Here is a 26470-nt window from a genome sequence, read left to right on the forward strand (position 1 = left end):
CCATGGGGGACGGCCCTTTGGTGGATGTCCGGCGCGGCTGCTTCGCGCAGACTGTCGACGTCCCACGGCGGCAAATGCCCGCGCAGACCGCAGCCGAAGGAGCGGCATCACGGTCGCGAGGCTGCGATAATGTCCGCAACGGTCGGACGCAGCCAGTGGGCTGGACCGACAGCAGAAAATGAAGCAGCAAGTGCACCGCGTTCGGCGGAGCCAGCGACATGAAGATTCTTCTCGTGGATGATCACCAGTTGTTTCGCGAAGGTGTCGAGTTGCTGCTGCAGCGGCTGAACGGGACACTGGAACTGCTGCAGGCGGCCACTTGCGACGAAGCCTTCGCCTGGTGCGAAGCGAATCCGGACATCCATCTGATCCTGCTGGATTTCAACCTTGCCGGCATGCGCGGCCTTGATGGTCTCGCGCTGCTGCGGGAGCGCCATTCGGGCATGCCCGTCGTGGTGTTGCCGGGCGTCGATGACGCACCGACCATTCGCCGGGCCATCGACGCCGGCGCCATGGGTTTCATTCCCAAGAATTCCTCATCGGAGATCATGCTCAATGCGCTGCGGCTGGTACTCGTCAAGGGGGGTACCAGCCGCCCCGGGGCCGCTTACGCCGCTGCACCGGCCGGTGACAGCGAACGCAGGGCAGACTGGCGTCGGCCCGATCACGCCAGTCGAACTCGGGCTCACCCCCCGTCAGGCGGATGTCCTGTATCTGGTTCTCCAAGGAAAGCCAATCAAGCTCATCTGCCGCGAGTTGAATCCTGGCGAAGGAACGATCAAGGGACATGTATCAGCCGTGCTGCGCGCCCTCGACGTGACGACGCGTACGCAGGCCATTGTGGCCGCGCACCGGTTGGGCCTCCTCTTCGATGCACCTGCTGCCGCTGCGCCGACCCAACAGGATGCGAACTCGCGCTGAACAGCAAACTGACGAGACAGTGGTGAAGCCTCTCTGGTGACACGGGTTTGCGCAACAGAGCCAGGTCCGCTGTGTCGTTCGAGCCATCGACGACGCTCGGGCAGTCGCCGGAAATGATCGCCGCTGGTATGTTCTCGCCCAATGCAGAGCGAATCGCTCGAATCGCCGCCAAACCGTTTTCGTCACCAGTGAGCCGGTAGTCGGCAAGCAGCAGGTTCGGCAGGCGCAGATGATCCTGGAGCAGCTCGAGGGCTTCTGCCGCCGATGCCGCAGAGACGACATGGCAACCCCAGTCGCGCAGCAGCAGCCCGATGGCCTCGCGCTGGTCCCTTTCGTCTTCGACGACGACGAAGGACACGAACAGAGCGGTCGCGCAGTCATCGGCGCCAGTCGTGGTTGGCGCGTACCTTGTCAATCGATCTGGCCGAGATTCTGCGAGCGGGATCTCGACGCGAAAGCAAGTGCCCTTTCCGCTGCAGGACATTACCTGGATCGTATGCCCGAGCAGGGCGGCGGTACGTTGTGCGATCGACAGGCCAAGGCCGACGCTGCCGTGATTGTGGTCGCTTGCCGCTGTGCCCAGTTGGACGAATTCCTGGAAGAGGGCCTCCAGCCGCTCCTGCTGGATTCCGGGTCCGGTGCCCCAGACTTCGATGGCAAGGAAACCGCGCTGACGTCGGCAGCCGACCAGCACCGCGCCGCGCGTCGAGTATCGAATGGCATTGGCGACAAAATTGAACAGGATGCGCTCGAGGAGATCCGGGTCAGAGCGCCCGACAGCCGAGGAGTGGTGTACGGGCAACTCGATCTGCCGGTCACGCGCCAGAGGAGCAAGAGTACTTGCCACGTGCTCCAGAAGACTTGCGATGGCGAAATCGGCGAGATGCACACGCACCACTCCCAGTTCGAGCCGGGTGACGTCCAGCAGCGTGTCCAGTACGCGTTCAGCGTTCAGCGCCCTGCGCCGTGGTCTGAACCTTGCCCAGAATGTCACGCACCTTTGGGTCTTGCGCCTGCTCGCGCAGGAGTGCGACCCACAGGCCTATTGCCTGCAGTGGCTGACGCAGATCATGGCTGGCGGCTGCGAGCAGCCGCGTGATCGCGCCGCCGCTTTGGTCGGCCGGCTGCAATGCGGCAGCGGCACTCCCTCGACCATCGCTGCCGTGCGGCTTGCCGCCGGCCGAGGACTGCCAGCCGAGACGGACAAACGCACGTTGGCGTGTGCCAGTGGAAGGGGTCGCAGACAAGCCCGCCCGCTCCCCTGCGCGATCCGCGCTCCGGCGCGCGGCATCCCGCGCGCAGCGCGGATTGGCGGCACGGCCTGGCCAGCGCAGTCCGGCCAACTTCGGCTGCAGCGGTTGGCGGGATCCGTGGCAGCATCGTCAACACCATGTCTCCCCGAAACGTGAAGCACGCGGCCGCCACCTGGAAGGATCAGATGCAGCGGTACCATCGAAATCGCTCTCGAGTATATGAACTCCCGAGCAGCGGCGTCAATGGCGGACCGGGCCTCGGGAACCCACCGCAGTCCTCCGGGCCGAGTGCTTGGCTGGGGCCGGCGGAAAGGTGCCGCGGCGACTTGTCCCGAGTCGCTCCCTCTCCTGCTCGCCAGCCTCGTCGTGCCATCGTGCTGGCTCCGGCAGCCCGTCAGGCCTGCCGGATTGCAGACGAAACTGATGATGTGGGCCGTTCGCAAGGGTCCCTGTCGGTCACCGTGTCGTCTGCCAGCCACGGCTCAGCGGGCGAAACGGGATAGCACGGCCCGGTTTGACCATTGGAACGCCCGGCTGCATGGGTGCAGGCGCTGCGATCAGGGGGTAGTGAAGCGCGTTGGAGCCATCCAGGCGAGGGAAGCCGTTGGCCTCCGCGACGGTGTTGGACAGGCCGATGGGGAACCACCCGGGCCTCGACGGGTGGAGCAGGAGCCGGAAGAATCGCGGCGGCGCACCCTTCTTCCAGGCTGGCAGGATGGCAGCTGTTGTGACACCAGAAATGCTCTTGTGCCACAAGGAGGTTCGCAATGCGCACCGTCACCATCCGTGAGGCTCGCGAAGGGCTTTCCCACCTCGAGCAACTGTTCGCCGACGGCGACGACGTGATCGTCACGCGGCGCGGTGAACCGGTGGCGCGCATTTTGCCAATAGACCCGACCAGACCGGGTCTGCGTTCGCTGCGCGACCTTCTGGCCAAGCAGCCGTTGCAGACGATACCCAGTGAAGTTCTGCTCGCCGAAGACCAAGAAGATCGCTCTTGACCGCCCATATCGATACCGGTGCCCTGGCGAAATGCCATGTGCGCCGTACTGGTCGCTTCACGTTCTCGACTGGGCCGATCGTCAGCGGGCACCGGCGACGGCGGCCCTGACGCTGGTCGAGTTCCGCCGCCTGCTGGCACGGCGCTGGCGTGCCGGACCGATCGACGCCGCGCTCGAACGGTGCGCACTGGCCGAATTCGACGGGCATGTGCGCGGTGGCGCCTGGCAGATTCAGTCGGTTGCCCTGAAGGAGCATGCCGCGGCGCGCCACCTGATCGACATCATTCCGGCACTTTCCCTGCGTGCGGTCGATGCCCTGTACCTCGCCGCCGCACGCGCAAGCGGCGCTACCGCGCTGGCCAACGCCGACCACGTCCCGGCCGTCGCGGCCGAGGCTCTCGGCTTGACCGTACATGGCTTCCACTGAAAGCCCGTCATCGACGGTGAGAAAACCGAGGACGACACGGGCGATGACGTGTGAGAATCTCTGTCTTTCCTGGCGACCTCGCCCGAACTCCACGCGAAACTCCTGGCGGCCGGCATCGCGCCGGCCCGTGCGGTCGACGACCCGGACCTTTCCGAACGAATCCTCGCCGTTTGCCGGCAGGCGGTCGAGCGCCTGGCGGTGCCCGGCACTGAACCGCCCACCGATCCGGGGGAAGCCGATCATGCAGGATGTTGAAACGATACCGCTCGCAGAGGCGCGCATCGATGACTTCCCGCTGCGCACCTACGAGAAACTGCGCTACGCCGACACCGACCGTCAGGGCCATGTCAACAATGCCGTCTTTGCCAGCATGCTCGAGACCGGACGCGTGGAACTGCTCTACAATCCCGACCGACCACTGGCCGATGAGCAGTGCTCGTTCGTGATAGCCCGCCTGACCCTTGATCTGCACGCCGAAATCACCTGGCCCGGTCGTGTCGATATCGGCACGCGTGCCGCCCGGATCGGTCGCACTTCGATCACCCTCGAACAGGGGTTGTTCCAGAACGTCCAGCGTGCGGCAACGGCCAGCACCGTGATCGTCCATGTCAACGACACGACGCGTCGCTCGCAGCCCTTTTCGGTGATCGCCCGGCAGGCGTTCGCATCGCTGCTTTGACGATGCTTTCACGGAAGAAGGAAGGAAGCCGAAAATGGATGCCTTGCTGCTGACCCATGCATGCCAGTACGTTGGCCCCGGGGCGGTGCCGGTGTTGCTCCGGGAAAAGCACCGGCTGGTCTGTCACGATACCGGCTTTGTCGACGCGGCTGTCGCCCGGGATTTCGAGATCGCGCATGCCGGCGCCGTGGCGCTGCGCGGCCAAACGCCCGATGCCATTGCCGCCGAGTTGCAGGAACGCGGAATCGCGATCGGCGCCGTGATTGCCAACGATGTCTTTCCCAATGCGCCGTTGCCGATCGAGGAGGTCGCGCTCGAAACACTGCGCCGCAGCCTCGAGGCCCTGCTGATCTTTCCATACCGCTTGACGCAATTGCTGTTGCCACCGATGAAACTGGCGCGCCGCGGCACTTTCGTCTTCATCACCTCGGCGCGCCAAATGCAGCCCGAACCGGGGTTTTCCGTAGCCACCGCGGTGCGCGCCGGGACGAAGGCCTTCGCCCTGGCGCTGGCGAAGGAGGCGGCGCCTTTCGGCATCCAGGTGAATGTCGTGGCGCCGAACTACCTGTACAGCGAAGCCTATTACCCCCGTGCCCGCTTCATCGATGACCCTGCAGGACGCCGCGAAATCGCCAGCAAGGTGCCGATGGGGCGTCTCGGCGAGCCGCGGGAGGTGGGCGAACTGATCGAATTCCTGGTGTCCGGGCGCTCTGCGTTCACCACCGGCCAAGTAGTCAAGTAGTCAACTTCACCGGTGGATGGCCATAGGAGACAGGCCGTCGCGCTGCAGGCCAGGGAGGGCAAGTGCTGGGTTGTCGACAGCAGCTGGCATTGGGCGCAACGATGCAGCCCTTATCGGGAAACCTGAGCGATCCCGGTCGATTCGCCTGCAGGGCCATTTCAGATTTCATTCCGAGCGATTCCTGAGCTTTGCAAACGCTTCCGACAGAAAGTCGACGAACTTCCGGATACGCGTCGACAACTGGCGCCGCTGTGACTAGACGGCGTCGATGTCCGCATCAGGCGTCTGGTATTGGGGCAGCACCTGAACCAGCCGGCCGCTCTCCAAGTGGCACTCGATGTCCCACTCTGCGCGGATCAGAATGCCGTGGCCGTCGAGAGCCCAGCCAACGGCGATCTCACCGTCGTTGGTCGCCAGGTTGCCTCGGGTCTTGACTGTCTCGCACAGGGTGCCCTTGCCGGACGACAGCCGCCAGACACCGTACGCCTCGTCGCCCTGCCGAATGCCGATGCAATTGTGGTGCTTCAGGTCGTTGGGCACCCTGGGCTCACCATGCGCCGCCAGGTACTTGGGTGAAGCGCACAGGAGGCGACGATTCGGCGCCAGTCGCCTCGCGATGACGCGCGCCTCGGGAGGTTCGCCAAAGCGGATGCAAACGTCGCACAGGTCGTCGCTCCACGCCGGTGGATTGACCGACAACTGCAACTGCACCTCGACTTCCGGATACTGCAACACATAGCGCGAAATCACCGGCGCGACGTGCGCGCGACCGAACCCCAGCGTGGCGTTCACGCGCAGCAGACCTTTGGGCGTCCCGTTGGACTTCGTCAGCAGTTGGTTGAGGTCATCGATGTCGCTCAGGATGCGCCTCGCATGTTCCAGGAATACCTCTCCTTCAGGCGTCAGGCTCATTCGGCGGGGTCGTGCGGTTGATCAGTGTCAGACCGATACGCGCCTCCAACTGGGCCAGATGCTTGCTCACGGCTGCCGTGGTGATACCGACGTCGCGCGCCGCCGCGCTCGGACCGCCACAGGAAGCCAGAGCAACGAAGAAGCCCAGTTCTGCACGCTGGATGCCGGCGGTCAAGGCGCGATGATTGTTGAGTTGCAGTTGATGATGGATTGAGCTTACGCCCATTCGAGAAGCCCGTGGACTTCCTATGGTACGGACCGTGTCACCCCCCCACCACCTCACGGACAGGAGACAAATGATGAAGACCTATCGTATTGCCACAGTTCCCGGCGACGGCATCGGCAAGGAAGTTGTTCCCGCGGCTCAGCAGGTTCTCGGAGCGCTGGTCGCCGCGAACTGCACGTTCCGCTTCGAGTTCGAGAACTTCGACTGGGGCGGCGACCACTTTCGCGAGCATGGCGTGATGATGCCGGAGAATGGGCTGGACGCGCTGCGCAACAAGGATGACATTCTCTTCGGCTCGGCCGGCGACCCCGACATTTCTGATCACATCACGCTCTGGGGACTGTGTCTGAAGATCTGCCAGGGCTTAGGCCAGTACGCCAACGTGCGCCCGACCCGCATCCTGCCCGGCATCGACACCCCGCTCAAGCGCTGCAAGGCAGAGGATCTCGACTGGGTGATCGTGCGCGAGAACTCGTCGATGCGGCCACCGCGCGCATGGTCAACCGTCTTCTCCGTCGTCGGAATGATCATGCGCCTCGCGCCGGTCGCCGCTTTCGAGGCGATGGCCTTCACCGTGGGCAAGTACGGCCTCGGGTCGATCGTCTTTCTGGGCAAGCTCATGGCCACGATCTATCTGACCTGCCTTCTGTTCGTTGTGCTCGTGCTGGGAGGCATTTCCCGAATCTCCGGCTGCAGCCTCTGGACGTTTCTGAGGTGCATCAAGGACGAGATCTTCAGCTTCCTCGGCACCAGTTCGTCCGAATCGGTCGTGCCGCAGCTCATGCGCAAGCTGGAATTTGCTGGCGTCTCGAAGCCCGTGGTCCGCCTGGTCGTATCCTCGGGATTGACCTTCAACCCGGATGGACAGTGCATCCATTACACTATGGCGGCGATCTTCATCGCCCAGGCAACCGACACGCCACTGACGCTGACCGACCAGTTGCTGGTGCTGGGCGTGCTGCTGCCCGGCGTCGAGCGCTTCATGTCCGAAGCGCGTGCGATCACCGATACCATCGGCAACGCGGTCGGCACGGTGGCGATCGCCCGCTGGGTCGGCTCGGTCGACCGGGAGCGCCTCAACATGGTGCTCGACGGCAACAGCGATCCCGACGACCTGCACGGCTTGTACGAGGGTGCCGACGCGGCCAGCAACCTGGAAGAAACCGATTTGCTCACGCAGCGCCCACAGCTGGCAGCCTGAAGAGGAGAAGACCGATGAAGCCCAATGACGCCCGCAGCCTGCTGCGCAGCATGTTCGAGGCGGCAATCACCGCCGCCCAGCCGGCACACTGCGTCCCGCTGCACCTGCCGGAGCCACCTCGCGGCCGACTGATCGTGATTGGTGCCGGCAAGGCGTCGGCGGCGATGGCCAGAGCGCTGGAGGAGAGCTGGTCGGGCGACCTCTCCGGACTGGTAGTGACCCGCTACGGCTACGCCGTCCCCTGCCAGCGTATCGAGATCGTCGAAGCGGCTCACCCGGTGCCGGACGCCGCCGGAATTGCCGCCGCGGAGCGCATCCACGCTCTGGTGCAGGGTCTCAGTGCCGATGATACCGTGCTGTGTCTGCTATCGGGCGGCGGCTCCTCGCTTCTCACTCTGCCGCTCGAAGGGCTGAGACTGGTCGACAAGCAGGACTTGAACAAGGCCCTGCTCAAGTCCGGTGCCTCGATCTCGGAGATGAACTGCGTCCGTCGCCACCTCTCGGCGATCAAGGGCGGGCGCCTGGCCGCGGCGTGCCATCCTGCGCGCGTGCTGAACCTCATGATTTCCGACGTACCCGGCGACAACCCGATCGACATTGCCTCCGGTCCGACAGTTGCCGACCCCACCACTTGCGCCGACGCCCTGGCGATCATCCGCCGCTACGGTATCGACGTCGCGCCGGCCGTGATCCAGGTTCTCGTGAGCGGCCGCGGTGAGTCGATCAAACGGGGCGACCCGCGCCTGGGGAGAGTGGAGACGCGCCTGATCGCGACACCACAGATGGCGCTCGACGCTGCCGCCGCGCTGGCGCGCCAGGCCGGAGTGGCAGCGCACATCCTGGGCGACGCCATCGAAGGCGAGGCGCGCGACGTGGGCAAGGTCATGGCCGGCATCGCCTTGCAGGTTGCTGGCCGTGGCCAGCCCTTCACGGCGCCCTGCGTCCTGCTCTCCGGCGGCGAGACGACGGTGACGGTGCGGGGCAGCGGGCGCGGCGGGCGCAACGTCGAGTTTCTGCTCGCCCTCGGCGTGGCCTTGAATGGGCACCGCGGCATCTACGCGATCGCCGGCGACACCGACGGAGTGGACGGAGTTGAGGAGATAGCTGGTGCCTCGCTCGCGCCAGACAGTCTGGCCCGCGCTTGGGCGAAGGGTATGAGACCGGTCGCCAGCCTGGACAACAACGACGGCCACGGCTTCTTTGACGCCTTGGGCGATTCCGTGATCACCGGGCCGACGTTGACCAACGTCAACGACTTCCGGGCGATCCTGGTTACCAACGAGCCATCCTGATACAGTGCGCCGAATGCTCAGCAACTCGCCGGTTGGCAGGTCACCGGGGCATACACGGGGGCACGGGCGTCTCGTGCCACGCAACTGCGTCGGAGGACGTCAGCAACTGCTCATCGGGCGCGCCGTCACGGATCCCGGACAGCTCGACGCGGCAACGGAGTGCTTTGCCCGCGTATGGCACCCCTCATGAGGATTGTCCCGTGGCGGATGTCCCCTCCTGCCCGGCGACCGCCGCATCGGCGGCCAGCAGCCGGATCGCCGACTTCTGCAGTTGCAGCGGCACGCTGGCGCCGGGGATGATTCCCCGTCGTTCCGCGACCGCGGCGCCGATGGCGAAGTTCAGCGTCGCTTCGCGGCGGCCGTCGACGCGGGCGCGGACGGTGGCGTGTCCGCGCCAGGCGAGGCGTTCGCTGACGACCGCGGTGACGGTGTTCTCGCGTTCGCTCTGGTGCTCGCGGACGAGGACCACTGCCGCCTCGGGGACCAGCCAGCAGACCGTCTTGCCGACTGCGAAAGCCGGCTGGTGCGAGGCCAGCAGCGGTCTCCCCAGCCACTCGATGAGCGTCGTGTCGGCCGCCGGAAGATGCTGCAGCACCTTGCCCTCGAACAGGTTCGGCTGGTCGGTGAGGCGGGCGACGAGGGCGCTTGCCGGTTGCGCCAGCATCGCCTCCGGGGTGGCGGTCTGCAGCGTGCGGCCACGATGCAGGACGGTCATGCGATCGGCGAGCAGGCTGGCCTCCTCGAGGTCGTGCGTCACGAGGACGATCGGGATCGCCAGCGAGCGTCGCAGGTCGATGAGCTGGCGCAGCAGCTTGCGCCGCGTCACCTGGTCGACCGCCGAGAAGGGTTCGTCGAGCAGCAACACCTGCGGCTCGCGCGCCAGCGCCCGGGCGAGGGCGACGCGCTGCTGCTGGCCGCCGGAGAGTTCGGCCGGGCGGCGGTCGTCGAAGCCGTCGAGATTGCAGCGCGCCAGCCAGTAGCGTGCGCGTGCCGGACGCTCTGCCGCCGGCAGATGGCCGAGCGCCTGCACGACATTGGCGAGCGCGCTCAGGTGCGGGAAGAGAGCGTAATGCTGGAAGACGAAACCGACGCGGCGCTGCTGTGGTGGGACGTCGATGCAGCGGGCGGCGTCGAACCAGCTCTCGTCGCCGCAGCGGACATGGCCGGCTGTCGGCCTGTGCAGGCCGGCGAGGCAGCGCAGGATCGTCGATTTGCCGCTGCCGGAGGGACCGACGAGCGCCAGCAGTTCACTGCTCGCGCAGCTGATGTCGGCGGCGAGCGGGATCGGCGCCGTCTGCTCGAGGCGGGCGCTGAGCGTCATCGCCGCAGCACCGGGCGGCCCAGCCGGCTGACGACGATCACGGCGACGAAGGAAAGTGCCAGCAGCAGTGCCGACATGCCCGCCGCCGCCGCATCGTTGAACGCCTGCGCCTGATCGTAGATGGCGATGGCGATCGTCCTCGTTTCGCCCGGCAGGCTGCCGCCGACCATCAGCACGACGCCGAACTCGCCGAGGGTGTGCGCGAAGCTCAGCGCCAGCGCGGCGGCCATTCCTGGCCAGGCGAGCGGCAGTTCGATGCGCAGGAAGGTCTGCCAGCGCGACAGGCCGGAAACCCACGCCGCCTCGCGCAGGTCGCGCGGAATCGCGGCGAAGCTGCGCTGCATCGGCTGCACCGCGAACGGCAGGTTGACGATCAACGAGGCGATGAGCAGGCCGTCGAAGCTGAAGACCAGCATGCGGCCAGTCAGCGCGTGGTAGGCCTGGCCGAGCGGCGAGGCGCCGCCGAGGCCGAGCAGCAGGTAGTAGCCGAGGACCGTCGGTGGCAGCACCAGCGGCAGGAGGATCGCCGCTTCGAGCACCGCGCGGCCGCGCCAGGCCGACCACGCCAGCAGGCGCGCCAGCCAGACGGCCGGCGGCAGCAGCAGCAGCGCGGTGGACGCGGCGAGCTGCAAGGACAGCGAGAGCGCCAGCCAGTCCACTGCCGGTCAGTCGTCTGGCAGCGCGAAACCGTGGCGCTCGAAGACGGCGCGCGCCGGCGGTTGCTGCAGGTAGTCGTAGAAACGCTGCGCCTCGGCACCGGCGCGCGCCGTCAGCGCCATCCGCTGCCGCAGCGGCGGATGCCAGGCGGCCGGGATGAGTGCCGCCACGCTGCGCCGGGCCAGCTCGGGCGACCGCGCCAGCGACCAGGCGACGATGCCGCCCTGTGCCGAGCCGCTGAGTGCGAACTGCGCCGCCTGGGCGACGTTCTCGCCGAACACCAACCTGCCCTGCAACCGTTCCCAGAGAGCCGCCCGTTCGAGCGCGGCGCGGGCGGCGCGGCCGTAGGGGGCATGTTCCGGGTTGGCGATCGCCAGCCGCTGCAGTTTGCCGGCTGCGAGCGCGCTGGCAAGCCCGCGCAGCTCGCCATCGGCCACCACCGGCGATCCCAGCGGTACCAGCAGCGCCAGGCGGCCGATCGCGTACAGCCTGCCCTCGTCGCGCAGCAGCCCCTGCCGGGCGAGCTGCAGGATGTATTCCTCGTCGGCCGAGAGGAAGAGTTCATAGGGCGCGCCCTGCGGAATCTGCCGCGCGAAGTGGCCCGACGAACCGAAGGCGAGGACGACGCGGCCGCCGCGCTCGCGCTCGAAGTTGCCGGCAATCTCGCTCAGGGCGAACTTGAGGTCGGCGGCGGCGGCGACGCTGGCCGCCGTCGCGCTGCCGGAAAGCAGCAGCAGACAGAGCAGCAGCAGGCGCTGCCAATTGCCAACCATCATCGGCTTCAGGCCACCCGGTTCTGCGGCTCGCCGCGGGCGAACGCCTCGAGGTTGGCGGTAAGCTGGTCGGCGAGCGCCTGCATCGCCGGCTGGCTGGCCCAGGCGACATGCGGCGTCAGCAGGAAGTTCGGCAGCGCCAGCAGTTCCGTCGTCAGCAGGGGGTTGCCGGCGGTGGGCGGCTCGACGCTGAGAACATCGAAGCCGGCGCCGGCGATGCGGCCCTGCCGCAGGGCGGCGAGCAGCGCGGCCTCGTCGACGAGGCCGCCGCGGGCAGTGTTGAGCAGCAGCGCCGAGTGCTTCATCGCCTGCAGTTCGTCGGCGCCGATCAGGTTGCGCGTCGCGGTGGTCAGCGGGCAGTGCAGCGAGATCACGTCCGCCTCGCGCAGGATCTGCGCGAACGGCGTGTAGCCCGGCCGCAGCGTCGCCGCGCCCTTGCGCTCGCTGCGCAGTACGCGCATGCCGAAAGCCTCGGCGAGGCGGGCAACGCCGCTGCCCAGGCTGCCGCTGCCGATGATCGCCAGCGTCGCGCCGAAGAGGTCGCGAATCGGATGGTCGAAGAAGCAGAACTGCTCGGCCTGCTGCCATCTGCCGGCGGCGACGGACTGCCGGTACGCGACGAGGTTGCGCGACAGCGCCAGCAGCAGTGCGAAGACGTGCTCGGGAACCGTATGCACGGCATAGCCGCGGATGTTCGTGACGACGATGCCGCGCGCCCGGCAGGCGTCGAGGTCCACGTTGTTGGTGCCGGTGGCGGCGACGGCGACCATCTGCAGCGCCGGCAGCGTGGCGATCAGTCCGGCGTCGAGCTGCAGCTTGTTGATGATGGCGATGGTGGCGTCCGCCAGTCGTTCGGCGACCTCCGCCTGCCGCGTGCAGGGATGCTCCAGCCAGTGATGCGGGAACGCCGGCCGGCGGACATCGGCGACGATCGACTCGCGCTCGAGATAGACGATGCGGTGCATGGCTCAGTCCGCGAGCTGCCGGCCGTGGCGGCCGGCGATCTCGGCGACTCGCTTTGCCAGCTCCGGTTCGCCGGCAAACAGCAGCCGGCCGAGCGCAGGCGCCGCACAAAGACCTTCGATCGCCTCCAGGTCGCCATGCAGGACGTTGAAGGCGCCAGCCGGAAAGCCGCTCTGCGCCATCAGTTCGGCCAGCGCGACGGCGGCCGACGGGGCTTTCGGACTTGGTTTGGCGACCACGGTCGAGCCGGCCAGCAGTGTCGGGACGGCGCGCTGCAGCAGGCCCGCCAGCGGCGCCCGGTCGTCGCAGACGATGGCGACGACACCCCCGTCGCTGGCCAGCGTCGCTGCGTCGGCGGCGCGCAGCAGGCGCAGCGCCGCCTCCACCTCGGCCGCAGCGGCAGCTTCTTCCTGGCCGCTTTCTTCGGCGATCAGGCCGGCAAAATGGCTGCCGTATCCGGCCAGCGCATCGGCGAGTGTCGCCAGCAGGCGCGCGCGCTCACCGACGGCCAGCGACCGCCATGCCGGCAGCGCCGCGGTGGCGGCGTCGACGGCCGTCGCCGCCTGGCCGGCGCCGCACAGCGGCGTCCGCCGCCGGATCAGGCCGCTGCGCGGGTCGCGGACGTCGAAGAACGCGGGCGCCATGGTCAGGAAGGCATGGCCGTTGATCCACAAGGGTACGGCCAGGATGTCGTCGGTGTCTTTCATCAGGTTCCTCGCAAAGATCGGTGGGGTGGCTGTCGCGCGTCGGGAAACTGCGGCTCAGAGACCGGCAAGTGCCGTCACCCAGGCCTCCGCGGCTGGTCGCAACAGCTCGAGGAGCGGCATCGGGTACACACCGATGCCGAGCACCAGCGCCGCCGGCACGAGCAGCAGCGCCATTTCTCGCGGCAGCAGATCGTCGGCGGCAGCCACTTCCGCTCCTTTCGCTGGCCCGAAGAAAGCCTGCCGGAACGGCGACAGGAAAGCGGCGGCGGCGAGCACCATGCCGAACAGCGCTGCGAGGCCGGCGCCGGTATGGTCATGCAGCGCAGCGACGATGATCAGCAGCTCGCCCGGAAAGCCGCTGGTGCCAGGCAGGCCGATGCCGGCGAGGCCGAAGAGCAGGAAGAAGGCGCCGAGTCGGGGCATGCTGCGCAGGGCGCCGCCGAGTTGCGCGACGTCGGTCGATCCGGTGCGCCGCTGCAGGAACGACAGGACCAGGAAGGCGCCGCCACCGGCGAGGCTGAAGTTGAGCAACTGCAGGAGGACTCCCTGCAGTCCGTACACCGAGAACGACGCCAGGCCGAGCAGCACCAGACCGACGTGCGCCAGACTCGAGTAGGCGAGCATGCCGCGCAGATTGCTGTGCACCAGCGCGGCGACACCGCCATAGAGGATCGCCACGGTGCCGAATCCGGCGAGCAGCCAGTGCAGCTCGCGGGCGGCGATCGGCGCCAGCGGGATCGCCAGGCGGATCAGGCCGTAGGCGCCGAGTTTCAGTCCGACGAGGACGCCGGTCACCGCCACCGGCGCGCTGATCGCCAGCGGCGGCAGCCAGGTGTGCAGCGGCACCAGTGGCACCTTGGCGCCAAGGCCGAGCAGCAGGAGCAGGAAGACGAGGTACTGTCGTTGCTCCGGCAGTGGCCTGGCGAGCAGCGTCGGCAGGTCGAACACCGGGGCAGCGCCGCCGGCGGGCGGCAAGGCGAGTGCCAGGAAGCCGAAGAGCAGCGGCACCCCACCCGCCAGCATGACGAGGAAATAGCGGACGGCAGCGCCCTGACGGCCCGTCCCGATGCCCCACTGGCTGACGAGGAAGTAGAGCGGCGGCAGGGTGAATTCCCAGCAGAAGAAGAACAGGATCGTGTCGAGGGCACAGAAGACGCCAAGTGTTGCCGCTTCGAGGAGCAGCAGCAGGGCGAAGTGGAAGCCCGGCGAGAGAGGTGACGCGGCGGCCGTCACGCGCCACCCGGCGACGATGGCGCCACAGAAGAGCAACGCCGTTGCCGGCAGGAAGAGCAGCGACAGCCCGTCGACGCCGACCCGGTAGGCGATGCCGAGGTCGACGATCCAGTCGACAGATTCGCACAACTGGAAGCCGGGATCGGCGCCATCGAAGACGCCGACGATCAGCAGCGAGCAGAACAGCGTCAGCAGGCCGCTGCCGAGAGCGATGTGCTGCGCCAGCGGCGCCCGCCGCAGCAGCGCGCAGCCCAGCGCGCCGAGCAGCGGCAGCGCCAGCAGGGCGCTCAACAGCGGCCAGTGGACGATCTCATTCATGCCGGACGAAGTACTCTGCCAGTGCCGCGGTCGCACTGTCGGTCAGTTCGAGCCAGGGTTGCGGGTAGAAGCCGGCGGCGAGCAGCACGAGCAGCGTGGCGCCGCCAACGAAGTACTCCATGCGGCTGGTGCGGGCGATGCGCGACGCCGGCAGGTCGCGCGGCCGCGGCGCGAGGAAGGCGCGCTGGAAAGCCCAGAGCAGGAAGCCGGCGGCGGCGACGTTGCCGAGCGCTGTGGCGATCGTCGGCAGGGCGCCGAAGGTCTCGATCGAAGCCTCGAGTACCAGATGCACGGCATCGAAGCCCGGTGTTCCCGGCATGCCGAGGATCGCCAGGCCACCGATCAGGAAAGCGATGGTGATGAAGGGGATGCGGTCGAAGAGGCCGCCGAGCCGGGCCAACTCGGTCGTGCCGGTGCGGCGGTACACGTAGCCGATCATCAGCAGCATCAGCGTCACCGCCAGGCCGAAGTTGACCGCCAGCAGCAGTGCGCCCTGCAATCCCGCGGGGTGCAGCGTGAACAGGCCGATGATGATCAGGCTGGTGTGGCTGACGACGGCAAAGGCCATCAGCCGGCGCAGATTGATCTGGCGAAAGGCGAGGATGGCGGCGAAGAAGACGCCGACCATGGCGAAGGCGACGACGTAGGTCTGCCAGATCATCACCGCCTCGGCGGTCAGCGGCAGCAGGAAGCGGGCCATGCCGTAAATGCCGACCTTGACGCCGAGGAGCAGCACCGGGCCGACGGCGATCAGGCCGTAGCCCGCCGAGTTGGGGAGCCAGCCGTGCAGCGGGAACAGTGGCGTGCGGATGGCGAGGCCGTAGAACAGCAGGTAGAAGGCCACCGACTGGTACTTGCCGATCTGCGGTGTCTGCAGCAGGTCGAAGAGGTCGAAACTCCAGTGTCCGCCAAGCACGTCGACGTGGCTCCAGACGAGAACGACCGCACCGGCGACGAACAGGCCGCAGCCGAAGAACTGATACTGCAGGAAGCGCGACAGGGCGAGGTTCTCCTCGCTGGCCGAGGCCCAGCGCCAGAGCAGGTAGGCGACCAGCGCCAGTTGGACCGCCGAGGCGGCGGCAAACCACAACAGGTTCATCGTCGTCAGCATCGTCATCTGCGCGCTTTCGATGAGCAGCAGTACGCTGAGCAGGTGCACCGGCGAGATCTGCTGCCGCGCCATGCCGTAGAACGAGAGCAGGACGCCGAGCAGGGCGGTGAGCAGGATGAACAGCACGCTGATGCCGTCGGCGGCGGCGTGATAGGCCAGCAGGTCGAAGCGTTCGGCGAACTGCATGGCGTTGCTTGAAACATCGATGCGGGCATGCAGGTCGATGGCGACGACCAGTTCGCCGATTGCGAACAGGCGACCGAGGATCAGCGCCAGATCCTGCTCGCGCATCACCAGCAGCAGCAGGCCGCTGGCCAGTGGCAGCCATTGCAGCGTCGCCAGCGGCGGGTAGCCGGCCTGCGTTGCCCAGAAGATCTCGCTCACAGGATCACCACGAAGGTCGCCATGACCATCAGCATCAGGTAGCGCGGCTGTTCGAGCAGTGCTTCGATGGCATCGGCGTAATGCCCGATCTGCCGCAGATGCCTGCCCAGCGTGCCGCCGTCACCGAGCAGCAGACGGTCCTCGAGCGCCTGCAGGCGATTGGCGAATGCGAACAGTGCACGGCCGGCCAGACCGTGGCCGCGAATCAGGTCGTCGCCGGCGATGCCACTTCCCGCACGCTCGTCGTCGCGCGGCGCGCCGAGCAGTGGATCGATGAACCGCTCGTCGAGTGCGCGCACGTCCCTGCCGAGCGCGAGGGTCGGGCGCGTCAGCAGGCTGTTGGCCAGCGGCTCGATCCAGAAGCGCTGCAGGGCCGCCGTGTAAGCCCAGCGCCAGTTCGCCAGCCAGCGCGGCAGCGGTCGTGCCGGTTGCCGCACGAGGTGCATGTAGGCCGGAGCGAGCAGGAACTGGTAGGCGCGCCAGCTGGCATGCAGCCCGGCGTGGCAGGCTGCGAGCGAGAACAGTCCGAGACCACAGCAGAGGACCATCAGACCGACCTGGGTCACGGTTGCGAATACCAGCGCCGACTTGACGTCGCTCTGCACCAGCCCGCAGAGGCTGCCGTAGGCTGCGGTCAGCAGTCCGATCACAGCCAGCAGCGCCATCAGGTCGGGCACCTGCAGCAACAGGCCCTGCAGTCGGCACAGGAGGTAGACCCCGGCATGTACCAGCAGCGAGCCGTAGAACAGCGCCGATGACGGTGTCGGGCCTTCGAGGGCGCGGCCGATCCACGGCGTGAACGGCAACTGCGCCGACTTGACCAGCGCCGCGACGACGAAACCGGCTGCCAACAGGCGTATCGTCACCTTTCCCATGCTGCCGTCACCGGCCAGCCAGGTCCACTCGAGGGTGCCCACCGACCACACCGCGAGACCGATGCCGAGCATGAACCCGGCGTCGCCGATGCGGTTGGTGATGAAGGCATAGAGGGCGTTGCGGGTCGCCGGCGGGCGTTCCCAGGCGTAGCCGATGAGCAGCCACGAGCTGAAACCGGCGAGTTCCCAGCCGACGAAGCAGAGGACCGCATTGCCGGCGAGGACGATCAGCAGCATGCCGGCGAGGAACAGGCAGAGGCCGAGGAAGAAGCGCTGGAAGCCGCTTTCCCGGTGCAGGTAGGTGGCCGAGAAGCGGATCGTGATCCAGCTGATCAGCGTCACCAGCGTCGCCGCCGGCAGGCTGTAGGCGTCGAGGACGAAGGACAGGCGAACCGGCACCGCGCCGATGCGCAGCCAGTCGCCGAAGGCGAGATGCGTCGGCAACTCGCCGCCAAGGGCGGCGAGATCGAGCAGCACGAGCAGCAGCAGCGCGGCCAGTGTGGCGCCGCCGGCGATGCCGGCGGTGAACGGCTCGCCGGCATCGCCACCGCCGCGGCGCAGCAACAGCCGCAGGCTGAGCAGCAGCGCCGCCAGCAGGGGCAGCAGCGGCACCAGCCAGAGGACGGTACTGACCGCGGCGAGGGGCGCGAAAAGGGTGTCGAATGGACTCATTGCCGGGTCAGCGGGCGTCGCAGGAGTGCCGGCGGCAGCGGCTCGCGGTGGCCGCCAAACCAGTCGCCCGAGCGCTCGCGTTCGGGCAGCGGCTGCAGACGGGCGTCGTCGGTGCTCCACGGCTGCCAGCCAGTCGCCGGGTCGAAGAGGTCGATGGCACCGCTCAGCGGGTCGAGCGCGGCGAGGATGACCCAGCCGTTGCCGATCAGTTCCTGCAGCGGCGGTTGCCGCTGATAGATGGCGCCGACGATTTCGCGCTTCTGCTCGACGATCACCAGCAGGCGCATCGCTTCGTGGATCTCGACCATCTGCAGCGGCAGGCCGGTACGCAGATCCGAACTGCTGCCCTGCATGACACCGAACAGCCCGGCGAGATTGTGCATCACCTTGCTGCCGCAGCCGTAGCCCTCGTTGTTGACCGTCGAGAAGTAGTACTCGAGGTTGATGCCGGCGCCGACCGGCGCGGCGGCGAGCAGGGTCGCCTCGAGTATGCGGCCATCGCCGTCGGCCAGTGGATCATAGGAAATCAGGAAGACGCGGCGATCGAAGAACGCTCCGCGGCTCATGCTGCGGCGGCCGACGAAGGCCGTCGCGACCGTCGCGTGACCCAGCTCCGGGCGGGCCTGCGCCAGATCCTGGCGGCGGTCCGCCAGATGTTGTCTCGCTTGCCGCGGCGTCGGGTTGTCCGGGGACGAGGCGAAGCGGCGGCAGCGTTCGACCGCGTGCAGCCGGGCGGCTTCCTCGCAGTCGCGGCGCAGGTGGGCGAAGGCGACCTGCTGCCCGGCCGGGAGCGGCTCGTCTTCGTACCACAGGAAACTCTCGTCGCAGGTGTTGTGTTCGGCGGCGATGAACCGGCAGCTGTCGGCAATGACGATTCCCTGCTCCGCCAGCCGGCGCCGCACCTGCGGCCGGTTGGCGAGGGCGGCGAGAACGCGCGCATTCGGGCCGCCGTGCCGGCCGGAGCAGGCGCCACAGTCGTAGGCGGCGAGATGCGGGTTGTTGCGGCTGTCAGAGCCGTGGCCGACGATCACCAGCAGCGGCGCAAAGCCCTCGGTGAGGCCGATGCTGCGCAGGAAGCCGGCGACACGCATTACCTGTTCGTCCTCGCTGAAACCCTGCCGCGGGCTTTCGGCGCTGGCGGCGCGGCGGGCTTCGTCGCCGTCGGCGGTCAGTTGCAGGTTCCCCGGCAGGGGCTTGTCGAAGGCCTCGCGACACCGCGCGAGAAGCTCGCCGAGACGGCCGGGAGCAAGGCTGCGCGCGAGCAGTGCCAGCAGTGCCGCCGGCGCTGCGACGGCAGTCAGCAGTGCCGCCAGGACGCTGCCGCGACGGCTCTTCTGGTGCAGTCGCTCCTGCCAGCGCAGGCGCAGCCGGCGGCGCCGCAGGTGTTGCCGGTGCGCGACTTCGGCTCCTGCCGGCACCGTCTCGCGCACGGCGTTGTTCGGCCGGACGACGACCGGGCAGAGAGCGGTCGGCTTCTCGTCGTCGAGTCCCTGCCAGAGCATCGGCACGCCGAAGAAGCCGGCCGCGCCGAAGGTTTCGTATGCCGGATTGACCTCTTCGAGGTGGCGGCGGGTGCCCTCCTCGCGATCGTCCATGCAGAAGACGAACTGCGCTGCCGCCTGCGGCAGCCGTGCCGGCGAGCGACCGCGGTTGGCCGCCAGGGCAGCGAGGATCTGTTCCCGATAGTGGCGTTCGTAGGCCAGCAGCCAGACCTGGCCGCGTTCTGCGTCGCTCAGCGAGGTGGCACAGGCGAGCAGGGCGTGCGCGCCGTCAGCCGTCAGTTCGCGCAGTTCGCGGCCGCTGATGCCGAGCCGCTGCGCGAGGACGAACAGCGGCCAGGCCGCGCTGGCGGCCTGTTCACCCGCGGCGACGGCGGCGGTCGACGCGGGCATGGCGGCGGCGAGCTGCATCCAGCCGCGGTTGCTGCTCGCCATCGGCGCCAGCAGGAGCGGTCGGATGCTTGCCAGCACCTCTTCGGGCAGGCTGCGGCTGCCGTAGGCGTGCCGCAGCTGCAGTTCCTGCGGGTGCGCGAGAAGATGCTTGCCGAGGGCCTCGATCTGCATCGGCAATCCCCAGACCCGGCGCAGCAGCTGCGCGCCGTAGAGGCGATCGAGGACGAGCCGCACGGCCAGCAGGTCGATCAGGCTGACCGGTGGCTCGCCCGCTTGCGGCCGGCTTTCGCGCCAGTGGAACATGCCCGCCCAGCCTGGCAATTCCATGGCCAGTCGCTGCAGATAGCCGCACCAGCGCCCGGTCGCGACGCCAAGGCTCTGCAGTTCGTCGATGATCGCCTGCAGCGGGTCGGCGGGCAACTGCAGGATCTGCAGCCGGGCGCCGGCGAACTCTTCCAGTTCCCAGGCCCAGTCGCTGCCGGCGCTGGCTCGCCACGCAGCGTAGAAGCCGCGCATGTGCAGCGGATTCTTCCAGGCGGCGAGACCGTGGTCGAGGTGCGCGGCGAGATGGCGGATCAGCGTCGGCTGCAGGATCTCGGCGCCATCCTCGCCGCTGAGGTGGGCCAGGAGGTTGCCCAGCGTCCAGCCATTGCCGAGCCGGTCCTGCAACTCGTGCCAGAGGACCGGCGCCGGCTTTGCTGGCGCCGTGGCCGGCGCGTCGCTGCTCAGTGCGCAGGCGGCGGCCCAGAGATCGGCGACCAGCGCCCCTTCGCCACCGTCAGCCGCGGCGGCGAGGAGGTGCTGCCGCGCCTGCGGCTCGAGGTCCGGCTGCAGCCGTTCGCCGGCCGATCGCTCGTCGAACTGCCAGCGCAGCGCGGCAGGCGGGAGCGTCGTTGCCGGGTGGCGCAACGCCACCTGCAGCACCTCGCCGCGCCGCCACGCACGGCCGCCGGCAACGAACAGCGTCTCGTCGGCGCGCGCCGTCGGCAGTTGCCGCAGCGCGGCGGCCAGATCGCCGGCGTCGATCCGCCCCTGCCGGAAGAGTTCGCGACAACGCTCCTCGGGGAGCCACGGGCGGGCGCCGGTGAGGCGCGCCGCCGCCGCCAGCGCGTCGATGAACGGCAGGTGCTGGAAGGCGTGCAGGGTGTTGTGATGGACGAAATCACGCAACGGCGCCTGCGCCGGCAAGCGGTGGGCAATGTGCTGCAGGCATGCCAGGACCCGCTGCGCCGGGTCGGTCGACGCGGCTTCGGCGATGGCGTCATGAGCCGCTTCGCTCATTGTCACTCAGGCGCCAAAGCCCGCTGCCAGCCTGGCGAGCGAAGACGCCATCAGCTGCAGCAGCGGTTGCGGATGGACACCGATGCCGACGACGCCCGCCGTCAGCAGCCACGCAGCCGCGCACTCGACCCGACCGAGGTCGGCGAACCAGGCCACGCCGGCTAGTGTGGCGGCCATCGCCCGCTCGGGGCCGGTGGACAGGCAGCGGACCGCCCGCAGCGCACAGGCGGCGGCGACCACCATCGCTGCCGAAAGCAGCAGCAGCCAGCCGCCCCAGCGGCCGTAGGCGCCGATCAGGACCTGCAACTCGGCGACGAAGCCCGCGCTCCCCGGCAAGCCGACCGCAGCCAGCAGGGCGAAGACGATGAAGGTGGCGAAGCGGGGCGCGATCCGGTTCAGCGAGCCGTAGGTCGCCAGGTCACGGCTGTGCGTCCGCTCGTAGAGCAGACCGATGAGCAGGAACAGCAGGCCGGCGGTCAGGCCATGGGCGACCATCTGCGTCAGCGCGCCGCTGAGGCCGGCCGGGTTGAGGGCAGCAATGCCGAGCAGCACGACGCCCATGTGCGAGATCGACGAGTAGGCGATCATCGCCTTCAGGTCGGTCTGCCGCCAGGCGAGGACGGCGCCATAGACCAGGCTCAGGAGTGCCAGGAAAGCCAGCCAGTCCTGCAGCGCGAGCGCCGCCGCCGGCAGCGTGGCGACGGCGCGGATCAGTCCATAGGCGCCCATCTTGAGCAGGATTCCCGAGAGCAGGATGGAAATCGGACTGGGCGCCTCGACGTGCGCCAGCGGCAGCCAGCCGTGCAGTGGAACGATCGGCATCTTGACGCCGAAGCCGAGAAGCAGGCCGAGAAACACCAGCACCTGCGTGCGCACCGGCAACTGTGCGCCGCCGGCCGCCATGTCGGCCATGGCGAAGCTGTGGCCGGGTGCGACGTCATAGAGCAGGAGCAGGGCGATCAGCATGAACACCGATCCGCCCAGCGTGTAGAGGACGAAGTTGAGCGCTGCTCGATGACGATTCGCGCCACCGAGGCGGTCGATGAGGAAGAAGAGGGGGATCAGCGTCAGTTCCCAGCAGACGTAGAACAGTGACCAGTCACGGGCGCTGAAGACGATCAGCAGCGCCGTCTCGAGGATCAGGAGGAGCGAGAAATACAGCTTGGCGCCACTGCGGATGCTGGTCGAGGAAAAGATGGCGACGAAGCAGAGCAGCGTCGCCAGCAGGATCATCGGCAGCGAGATGCCGTCGACCCCGAGCGCCAGATGCGAGCCGACGCGCGGATTCCATGGCCGCGTCTCGAAGAACTGGATGTCGGCCGTCGTCGCGTCGAAGCTCGCCAGCAGCAGACCGGCGCACAGCATCGTCGCAGCTGCGACGGCGCTCGCCAGGTGTCGCATCAGGTCGAAGCTGCGATTCGGCAGCAGGGCCACCAGGGCGGCACCGAGCAGCGGCAGCAGCAACAGTGCCTTCAGCATGGCCGGGCCACGGCTGGACGCAGCGCGTCCGCCCCCCTCGATAGTCTTCTCCGCATGCGGTGATTATGCCAGCATTGGTCGCCGCTGCAGCCTGTGGCCGCATCCCGTGGCCCCAGCGCAGGCGCCCGTGTGGCTGCTGCACCGCCTGGCGCTTGATTTTCTCGCTTCCTTCGACGACGATTGTGCCGGCACGGGCTGCCGTCAGGGACCCGCCGTGTCACCGAGGGTTTCAGATGAGTCGAACGATCTGCCGCCAGTTGTCCATCCGGGGCCGTGTCCAGGGCGTCGGCTACCGCTGGTCGCTTTGTGCCGAAGCGGATCGCCTCGGTCTTTCCGGGTGGGTTCGCAATCGCCGCGACGGCAGCGTCGAAGCACTCGTCAGCGGTCCGGTCGAAGCGGTCGAAGCGCTGCTGCTGTGGGCGCACCGCGGGCCGTCGATGGCGCGCGTCGACAGCGTCGTCTGCAGCGAGGGCAATGCTGCAGAGATCGGCACGCGGACGGGTTTCGCGCAGATTGCCACCCGCTGAGCCGGCGTGACGAGCAAGCGCACGAACTCGGCGAAACCACCCGGGAGACGTCCGCACTGCTCTGCTGGGAGCGCTTGCCAAATGGAACTGCTGCCGCGATGAAAACGGCCGGTGACGCCCGCGGCAATCTGGATCTGGCTGCGCGGTGACGACCGAGGCGAACTCCTGCAGCGTGCGCGGCGCATCGAACAGTTCCTTGCACCGACGTTCCGTCTTGCGGAAACGCTCGATGCCTTCGTGCACGACGGTGGCCGGGATCTGAGCGGCTACGAGGATGGCACCGAAAACCCGGCCGGCGATGCGGCGACGACCGCCGCGATCATCGGCGCCGATCGGCCACTGCTGACGGGGTCGAGCTTCGTTGCCTTGCAGCGCTGGCTGCACGATCTCGCCCTTTTCGAGCAGATGCCGCCCGACGATCGCGACCTGTGCATCGGCCGCCGCCGGCGCGACAACGAGGAGATCGCCGACGCCCTGTTCCGCTTCACCCGACCGCAGTCCGGGGCCTATTTCTGGTGTCCGGCAATGCGCGCCGGCCGGCTCGACCTGTCGCCGCTGCGCCTCTAGCGGCCGTCGTCGGTCGGTGCCCAGCAGCGGTTCGGCGCGCGCTGCGCTTGCGGGCGGTTACAAAAGGGTGCACGAATGACTCCCCGTCACCGGTCATCCGTGTCCGCAGTGCAGCGTTATTCGCTTCATGAAAACGACCATTACCTGCATCTCACTGGCGCTGGGCCTGACGCTCGGCTTCTCTTCCACTGCCTTCGCCGATCATCGCCACCATCGCGGTGACTACCGCGGTGACTACCGCGGTGACTACCGGGCTGATTACCGGGGTGGCCACTACGGCCCGCGGACTTATCCCGCGTACCGCCATGACCGGCCGTACAGGCAGTCCTGGGTTGGGCCGGCAGCGGCGCTGGCGATTGCCGGTGTCGCGGTCGGCGTGGCTGCCTCGACCTACTATGCGCCACCGCCGGTCATTGTCACACCACCGCCGGTTTACGTACCGCCGCCGCGCCCGGTCTACGTCGTCCCTGCGCCATTGCCCTATCCCCCGCCGCCGGCCCGCTACTGGGGCTACTGAGCCGAGTCACCGCCGGTGGCGGCTGCTGGCTGAGCTGATTCCGTTGCAGCGGGCAGCGCAGCGGTCGCCCGTCCGCTGAGGACGGCGCGATGGCTTCAGTCGTTTTCCGGCTGCTCTGCTGCCTGGTGTTGACGGGCGCCTTGGCGCGCCCGGTTGTCGCGGGCCCGGCGGCCTATCCCTTCAGCGTCGTGGTCGAGGCGGCGGGCGGCGGTCACCGTCTGGTCGGGCTCAATCGTGGGGCGGCGCCGGTATCGGTGCGTTTGTTGCTGGCCGACGTCGACAATGTCCGCGCTGACGCGTTGCTGCCGGTGTATGCGGTAGTCGCGCCTGGCAGCCTGGCGGTCCTGTTGCAGGTGCGTGCCGCCGTGGCCGGACGCCCGCTTCGCTTCAGCAGTGAGGCGGTCCATGTCATCGGCAGCTACCGGGCGCAGCCCGACGAGAACTTCGCCTATCGACTGCCCTTCGCCCGAGGCCAGAGCGCCGTCGTCAGCCAGAGCCACGATGGCCCGCGGCTGACGCACGACGCGGCCGACAGCGAGTACGCGATCGATTTTGCCACGGCGGCGGGAACCCCGGTCGTCGCTGCGCGCGACGGTGTCGTCATCGAGGCCGTGTTTGCCAATCGCGTCGGCGGCAGGGATCGCCGGCTGCTCGCCAGGGCCAACGTCGTTCGCATCCTGCATGCCGACGGCAGCATCGCCAGCTACGCCCACCTGGCACACGCCGTTGCGCCAGTTGCCGTCGGCCAGAAGGTGAAGGCCGGGACGGTCATCGGCGGCGTCGGGGCGACCGGCTACAGTGGCGGTCCGCACCTGCACTTCGTGGTGCAGAAAGTGGTCGGCAACGCCACCGGCTTCGCCACCGTCTCGCTGCCCGTCCGCTTTCTGCTCGGGAATCCGCCACGCCCCGGCAGTGTGGCGTATCGCCAGCGGTTGCGGGCCGGCGAGCTGCCGACGACCATTGCCGGCAGAGCAGCGGATCGGGATCGTTGAGGGGAAACGGGCGTACCGGCATGCCGTGATGGTTGCCGACGGGCGACGGATGGCGGGTTGACGGCCGGTGCACGCAGGTCCCATACTCGGCGGGGGGTTGAGGTAGCTCGTGTTCTGCACGCTTCATGGGAGGAGGTAGCCATGCTTGGCATTCTCGGGATCCTGGTGTCGCTTCTGCTGTTGATCGTTCTCGCCTATCGCGGCTGGAACGTCATCCTCGTTGCGCCGATCTGTGCGCTCGTCGGTCTGCTGCTGGGCGATTTCGATGCGCCGATTCTCGCCACCTACACGCAGGTGTTCATGCCCGCGCTGGGCAATTACCTGATCAAGTTCTTCCCGCTGTTCCTGCTCGGCGCGGTGTTCGGCAAACTGATGGACGATTCCGGCTGCGCGCGGACGATCGCCCACCAGATCGTCGAATGGACGGGCAAGGAGCGAGCGATCATCGCCATCATCCTGGCCTGCGGCGTGCTCACCTATGGCGGCGTGTCGCTGTTCGTCGTCGCCTTTGCCGTTTTCCCGGTCGCCATCCAGATGTTTCGCGAGGGCGGCCTGCCGAAGCGGCTGATTCCCGCCACCATCGCCCTCGGCTCCTTCACCTTCACGATGTCGGCGCTGCCGGGCTCGCCGGCGATCCAGAACGCCATCCCGATGCCCTACTTCCATACCGACGCCTTCGCCGCTCCGGGCCTCGGCCTCGTCGCCGGCATCGTCATGTTCGTCTGCGGCAGCCTCTGGTTGATGCTGCGGGCCCGCCGCGCCCGCGCTGCGGGCGAAGGCTTCGGCGACGACGCGTCGCCGGCTGCCGCTGGCGCGCCCGCGGCGACGCCGCTGGGCGAGATGCCGTCCTTTGCCGTGGCCATCACACCGGTGATCCTCGTGCTGGCGATCAACTTCGTCTTCAGCAAGTATGTCATCCCCGAGCTCGACACCGCGTATCTGGCGACGCCGAAGTACGGCAAGACGACCGTTGCCGCCGTCGGCGGCACCTGGGCAATCATCGTCGCCATGCTGACCGCCTGCGTCGTGCTGATAGCCCTCACGTGGAAACGGTTCCAGAGCGTCCGCCAGTCGCTGACCGATGGTACTCTGGGTTCGATGCTGCCGATCCTCAATGTCGGTTCTGAGGTCGCCTACGGTGGCGTCATCGCCAGTCTCGCCGCCTTTGCGATAATCAAGGACTGGCTGATGGGCCTCACGGACAATCCGGTCGTCGGGCTGGCGATCATCGTCAACGTCCTCGCCGGCATCACCGGATCGGCGTCGGGTGGCATGAGCATTGCCCTGCAGGCGGTCGGGCAGCAGTACCTTGATCTGGCGCAGGCTGCTGGCCTCAGTCCGCAAATCCTGCACCGGGTTGCGGCGCTGGCGTCGGGGGGTCTCGATGCGTTGCCGCACAACGGCGCCGTGATCACCCTGCTGGCCATTTGTGGGCTGAATCACAGGCAGTCGTACTTCGACATCTTCATGGTGGCCGTCGCCTTTCCGCTGCTGGCGATGGTTCTGGTGATCATTCTCAACGGCCTCTTCGGCACCTTCTGAGGGAG

At 68.0% G+C, this 26470-nt stretch carries 21 protein-coding genes and 4 pseudogenes; 12 read left to right on the plus strand and 13 right to left on the minus strand.

What is annotated here, in order from left to right; translation table 11 throughout:
* Nucleotides 1-778: 778 nt before the first annotated feature.
* Together HT579_05050 and HT579_05055 are read right to left on the minus strand one after the other, a co-directional pair.
* On the minus strand, nucleotides 779-1915 hold the full coding sequence (locus HT579_05050) for a hybrid sensor histidine kinase/response regulator (protein ID QKS28357.1): 1137 nt from the start codon (nucleotides 1913-1915) through the stop codon (nucleotides 779-781).
* Nucleotides 1866-2264, minus strand: coding sequence for a hypothetical protein (locus HT579_05055; GenBank protein ID QKS28358.1), 399 nt, complete (start codon nucleotides 2262-2264; stop codon nucleotides 1866-1868). The genes HT579_05050 and HT579_05055 overlap by 50 nt, the downstream gene beginning before the upstream one ends.
* A 677-nt stretch (nucleotides 2265-2941) precedes the next feature.
* On the opposite strand from HT579_05055, the gene HT579_05060 reads away from it, so the two are divergent.
* The 4 genes and pseudogenes from HT579_05060 (at nucleotide 2942) to HT579_05075 (ending at nucleotide 5023) form a co-directional block, all read left to right on the plus strand.
* Entirely contained in the window at nucleotides 2942-3175 is a 234-nt protein-coding gene (locus HT579_05060) for a type II toxin-antitoxin system prevent-host-death family antitoxin (protein QKS28359.1), read from the plus strand.
* Nucleotides 3172-3602 (plus strand): annotated as a pseudogene (locus HT579_05065) (VapC toxin family PIN domain ribonuclease). Before HT579_05060 ends, HT579_05065 begins: the two are co-directional and overlap by 4 nt.
* Nucleotides 3603-3843: 241 nt before the next feature.
* Complete coding sequence (locus tag HT579_05070) at nucleotides 3844-4281, plus strand: acyl-CoA thioesterase (GenBank protein QKS28360.1); 438 nt, start codon at nucleotides 3844-3846, stop codon at nucleotides 4279-4281.
* A 34-nt stretch (nucleotides 4282-4315) separates the two neighbouring features.
* Nucleotides 4316-5023 (plus strand): SDR family oxidoreductase, encoded by a 708-nt coding sequence (locus HT579_05075; protein QKS28361.1) that lies wholly within the window; start codon nucleotides 4316-4318, stop codon nucleotides 5021-5023.
* A 255-nt stretch (nucleotides 5024-5278) separates the two neighbouring features.
* Here the strand turns inward: HT579_05075 and HT579_05080 are convergent.
* Nucleotides 5279-6161: pseudogene (locus HT579_05080) on the minus strand (LysR family transcriptional regulator).
* 73 nt (nucleotides 6162-6234) lie between these two features.
* On the opposite strand from HT579_05080, the pseudogene HT579_05085 reads away from it, so the two are divergent.
* From HT579_05085 to HT579_05095, 3 genes and pseudogenes are all read left to right on the plus strand, one after another.
* Nucleotides 6235-6636, plus strand: a pseudogene (locus HT579_05085) (tartrate dehydrogenase).
* Nucleotides 6637-6666: 30 nt separating this feature from the next.
* A pseudogene (locus tag HT579_05090) lies at nucleotides 6667-7362 on the plus strand (cation:dicarboxylase symporter family transporter).
* 14 nt (nucleotides 7363-7376) lie between these two features.
* Nucleotides 7377-8654: a glycerate kinase gene (locus HT579_05095; GenBank protein QKS28362.1), complete on the plus strand. Its 1278-nt coding sequence runs from the start codon at nucleotides 7377-7379 to the stop codon at nucleotides 8652-8654.
* A 184-nt stretch (nucleotides 8655-8838) separates the two neighbouring features.
* Here HT579_05095 and HT579_05100 read toward each other — a convergent pair whose 3' ends face one another.
* The 10 genes from HT579_05100 to HT579_05145 all read right to left on the minus strand — a co-directional run bounded on the left by HT579_05100 (nucleotide 8839) and on the right by HT579_05145 (nucleotide 22320).
* Nucleotides 8839-9975 carry an ABC transporter ATP-binding protein gene (locus HT579_05100; protein ID QKS28363.1) on the minus strand — a complete coding sequence of 379 codons (1137 nt, stop codon included), beginning with the start codon at nucleotides 9973-9975 and terminating at the stop codon, nucleotides 8839-8841.
* Nucleotides 9972-10634 (minus strand): molybdate ABC transporter permease subunit, encoded by a 663-nt coding sequence (gene modB, locus HT579_05105; GenBank protein QKS28364.1) that lies wholly within the window; start codon nucleotides 10632-10634, stop codon nucleotides 9972-9974. Before modB ends, HT579_05100 begins: the two co-directional genes overlap by 4 nt.
* A gap of 6 nt (nucleotides 10635-10640) precedes the next feature.
* Nucleotides 10641-11405, minus strand: a complete 765-nt coding sequence (gene modA, locus HT579_05110; GenBank protein ID QKS31509.1) for a molybdate ABC transporter substrate-binding protein — start codon at nucleotides 11403-11405, stop codon at nucleotides 10641-10643.
* 8 nt (nucleotides 11406-11413) lie between these two features.
* Complete coding sequence (locus HT579_05115) at nucleotides 11414-12370, minus strand: D-2-hydroxyacid dehydrogenase (GenBank protein QKS28365.1); 957 nt, start codon at nucleotides 12368-12370, stop codon at nucleotides 11414-11416.
* Nucleotides 12371-12373: 3 nt separating this feature from the next.
* A complete protein-coding gene (locus HT579_05120; protein QKS28366.1) occupies nucleotides 12374-13075 on the minus strand; it encodes an aldehyde dehydrogenase family protein in 702 nt (233 codons plus the stop codon).
* A 54-nt stretch (nucleotides 13076-13129) separates the two neighbouring features.
* Nucleotides 13130-14626 carry an NADH-quinone oxidoreductase subunit M gene (locus HT579_05125; GenBank protein ID QKS28367.1) on the minus strand — a complete coding sequence of 499 codons (1497 nt, stop codon included), beginning with the start codon at nucleotides 14624-14626 and terminating at the stop codon, nucleotides 13130-13132.
* Complete coding sequence (locus tag HT579_05130; GenBank protein ID QKS28368.1) at nucleotides 14619-16121, minus strand: NADH-quinone oxidoreductase subunit M; 1503 nt, start codon at nucleotides 16119-16121, stop codon at nucleotides 14619-14621. The genes HT579_05125 and HT579_05130 overlap by 8 nt, the downstream gene beginning before the upstream one ends.
* Nucleotides 16118-17668 carry a hypothetical protein gene (locus HT579_05135; GenBank protein QKS28369.1) on the minus strand — a complete coding sequence of 517 codons (1551 nt, stop codon included), beginning with the start codon at nucleotides 17666-17668 and terminating at the stop codon, nucleotides 16118-16120. Before HT579_05135 ends, HT579_05130 begins: the two co-directional genes overlap by 4 nt.
* The gene (locus HT579_05140; GenBank protein ID QKS31510.1) at nucleotides 17665-20760 is read right to left on the minus strand and encodes a DUF2309 domain-containing protein; all 3096 of its coding nucleotides are present in this window, start codon (nucleotides 20758-20760) and stop codon (nucleotides 17665-17667) included. Before HT579_05140 ends, HT579_05135 begins: the two co-directional genes overlap by 4 nt.
* Nucleotides 20761-20847: 87 nt before the next feature.
* The gene (locus tag HT579_05145; protein QKS28370.1) at nucleotides 20848-22320 is read right to left on the minus strand and encodes an NADH-quinone oxidoreductase subunit M; all 1473 of its coding nucleotides are present in this window, start codon (nucleotides 22318-22320) and stop codon (nucleotides 20848-20850) included.
* Nucleotides 22321-22553: 233 nt separating this feature from the next.
* On the opposite strand from HT579_05145, the gene HT579_05150 reads away from it, so the two are divergent.
* From HT579_05150 to HT579_05170, 5 genes are all read left to right on the plus strand, one after another.
* Complete coding sequence (locus tag HT579_05150; protein ID QKS28371.1) at nucleotides 22554-22847, plus strand: acylphosphatase; 294 nt, start codon at nucleotides 22554-22556, stop codon at nucleotides 22845-22847.
* A gap of 111 nt (nucleotides 22848-22958) precedes the next feature.
* Nucleotides 22959-23414 (plus strand): Dyp-type peroxidase, encoded by a 456-nt coding sequence (locus HT579_05155; protein ID QKS28372.1) that lies wholly within the window; start codon nucleotides 22959-22961, stop codon nucleotides 23412-23414.
* 127 nt (nucleotides 23415-23541) lie between these two features.
* Nucleotides 23542-23931 (plus strand): hypothetical protein, encoded by a 390-nt coding sequence (locus HT579_05160; protein ID QKS28373.1) that lies wholly within the window; start codon nucleotides 23542-23544, stop codon nucleotides 23929-23931.
* Nucleotides 23932-24020: 89 nt separating this feature from the next.
* Complete coding sequence (locus HT579_05165) at nucleotides 24021-24923, plus strand: M23 family metallopeptidase (GenBank protein QKS28374.1); 903 nt, start codon at nucleotides 24021-24023, stop codon at nucleotides 24921-24923.
* A gap of 141 nt (nucleotides 24924-25064) precedes the next feature.
* Nucleotides 25065-26465, plus strand: coding sequence for a GntP family permease (locus HT579_05170; protein ID QKS28375.1), 1401 nt, complete (start codon nucleotides 25065-25067; stop codon nucleotides 26463-26465).
* The last annotated feature ends 5 nt before the right edge of the window (nucleotides 26466-26470 follow it).

It is taken from the genome of Candidatus Accumulibacter similis, from assembly GCA_013347225.1.
GTDB lineage: Bacteria > Pseudomonadota > Gammaproteobacteria > Burkholderiales > Rhodocyclaceae > Accumulibacter > Accumulibacter similis.

Coding starts and splice junctions, on each gene's coding strand:
- HT579_05120 (QKS28366.1), bottom strand. CDS start 13,075: ATGAAAGACACCGACGACATCCTGGCCGTACCCTTGTGGATCAACGGC.
- HT579_05135 (QKS28369.1), bottom strand. CDS start 17,668: ATGAGTCCATTCGACACCCTTTTCGCGCCCCTCGCCGCGGTCAGTACC.
- HT579_05075 (QKS28361.1), top strand. CDS start 4,316: ATGGATGCCTTGCTGCTGACCCATGCATGCCAGTACGTTGGCCCCGGG.
- HT579_05150 (QKS28371.1), top strand. CDS start 22,554: ATGAGTCGAACGATCTGCCGCCAGTTGTCCATCCGGGGCCGTGTCCAG.
- HT579_05060 (QKS28359.1), top strand. CDS start 2,942: ATGCGCACCGTCACCATCCGTGAGGCTCGCGAAGGGCTTTCCCACCTC.
- HT579_05115 (QKS28365.1), bottom strand. CDS start 12,370: ATGCACCGCATCGTCTATCTCGAGCGCGAGTCGATCGTCGCCGATGTC.
- HT579_05070 (QKS28360.1), top strand. CDS start 3,844: ATGCAGGATGTTGAAACGATACCGCTCGCAGAGGCGCGCATCGATGAC.
- HT579_05170 (QKS28375.1), top strand. CDS start 25,065: ATGCTTGGCATTCTCGGGATCCTGGTGTCGCTTCTGCTGTTGATCGTT.
- HT579_05145 (QKS28370.1), bottom strand. CDS start 22,320: ATGCTGAAGGCACTGTTGCTGCTGCCGCTGCTCGGTGCCGCCCTGGTG.
- HT579_05165 (QKS28374.1), top strand. CDS start 24,021: ATGGCTTCAGTCGTTTTCCGGCTGCTCTGCTGCCTGGTGTTGACGGGC.
- HT579_05100 (QKS28363.1), bottom strand. CDS start 9,975: ATGACGCTCAGCGCCCGCCTCGAGCAGACGGCGCCGATCCCGCTCGCC.
- modA (QKS31509.1), bottom strand. CDS start 11,405: ATGGTTGGCAATTGGCAGCGCCTGCTGCTGCTCTGTCTGCTGCTGCTT.
- HT579_05125 (QKS28367.1), bottom strand. CDS start 14,626: ATGAATGAGATCGTCCACTGGCCGCTGTTGAGCGCCCTGCTGGCGCTG.
- HT579_05095 (QKS28362.1), top strand. CDS start 7,377: ATGAAGCCCAATGACGCCCGCAGCCTGCTGCGCAGCATGTTCGAGGCG.
- HT579_05160 (QKS28373.1), top strand. CDS start 23,542: ATGAAAACGACCATTACCTGCATCTCACTGGCGCTGGGCCTGACGCTC.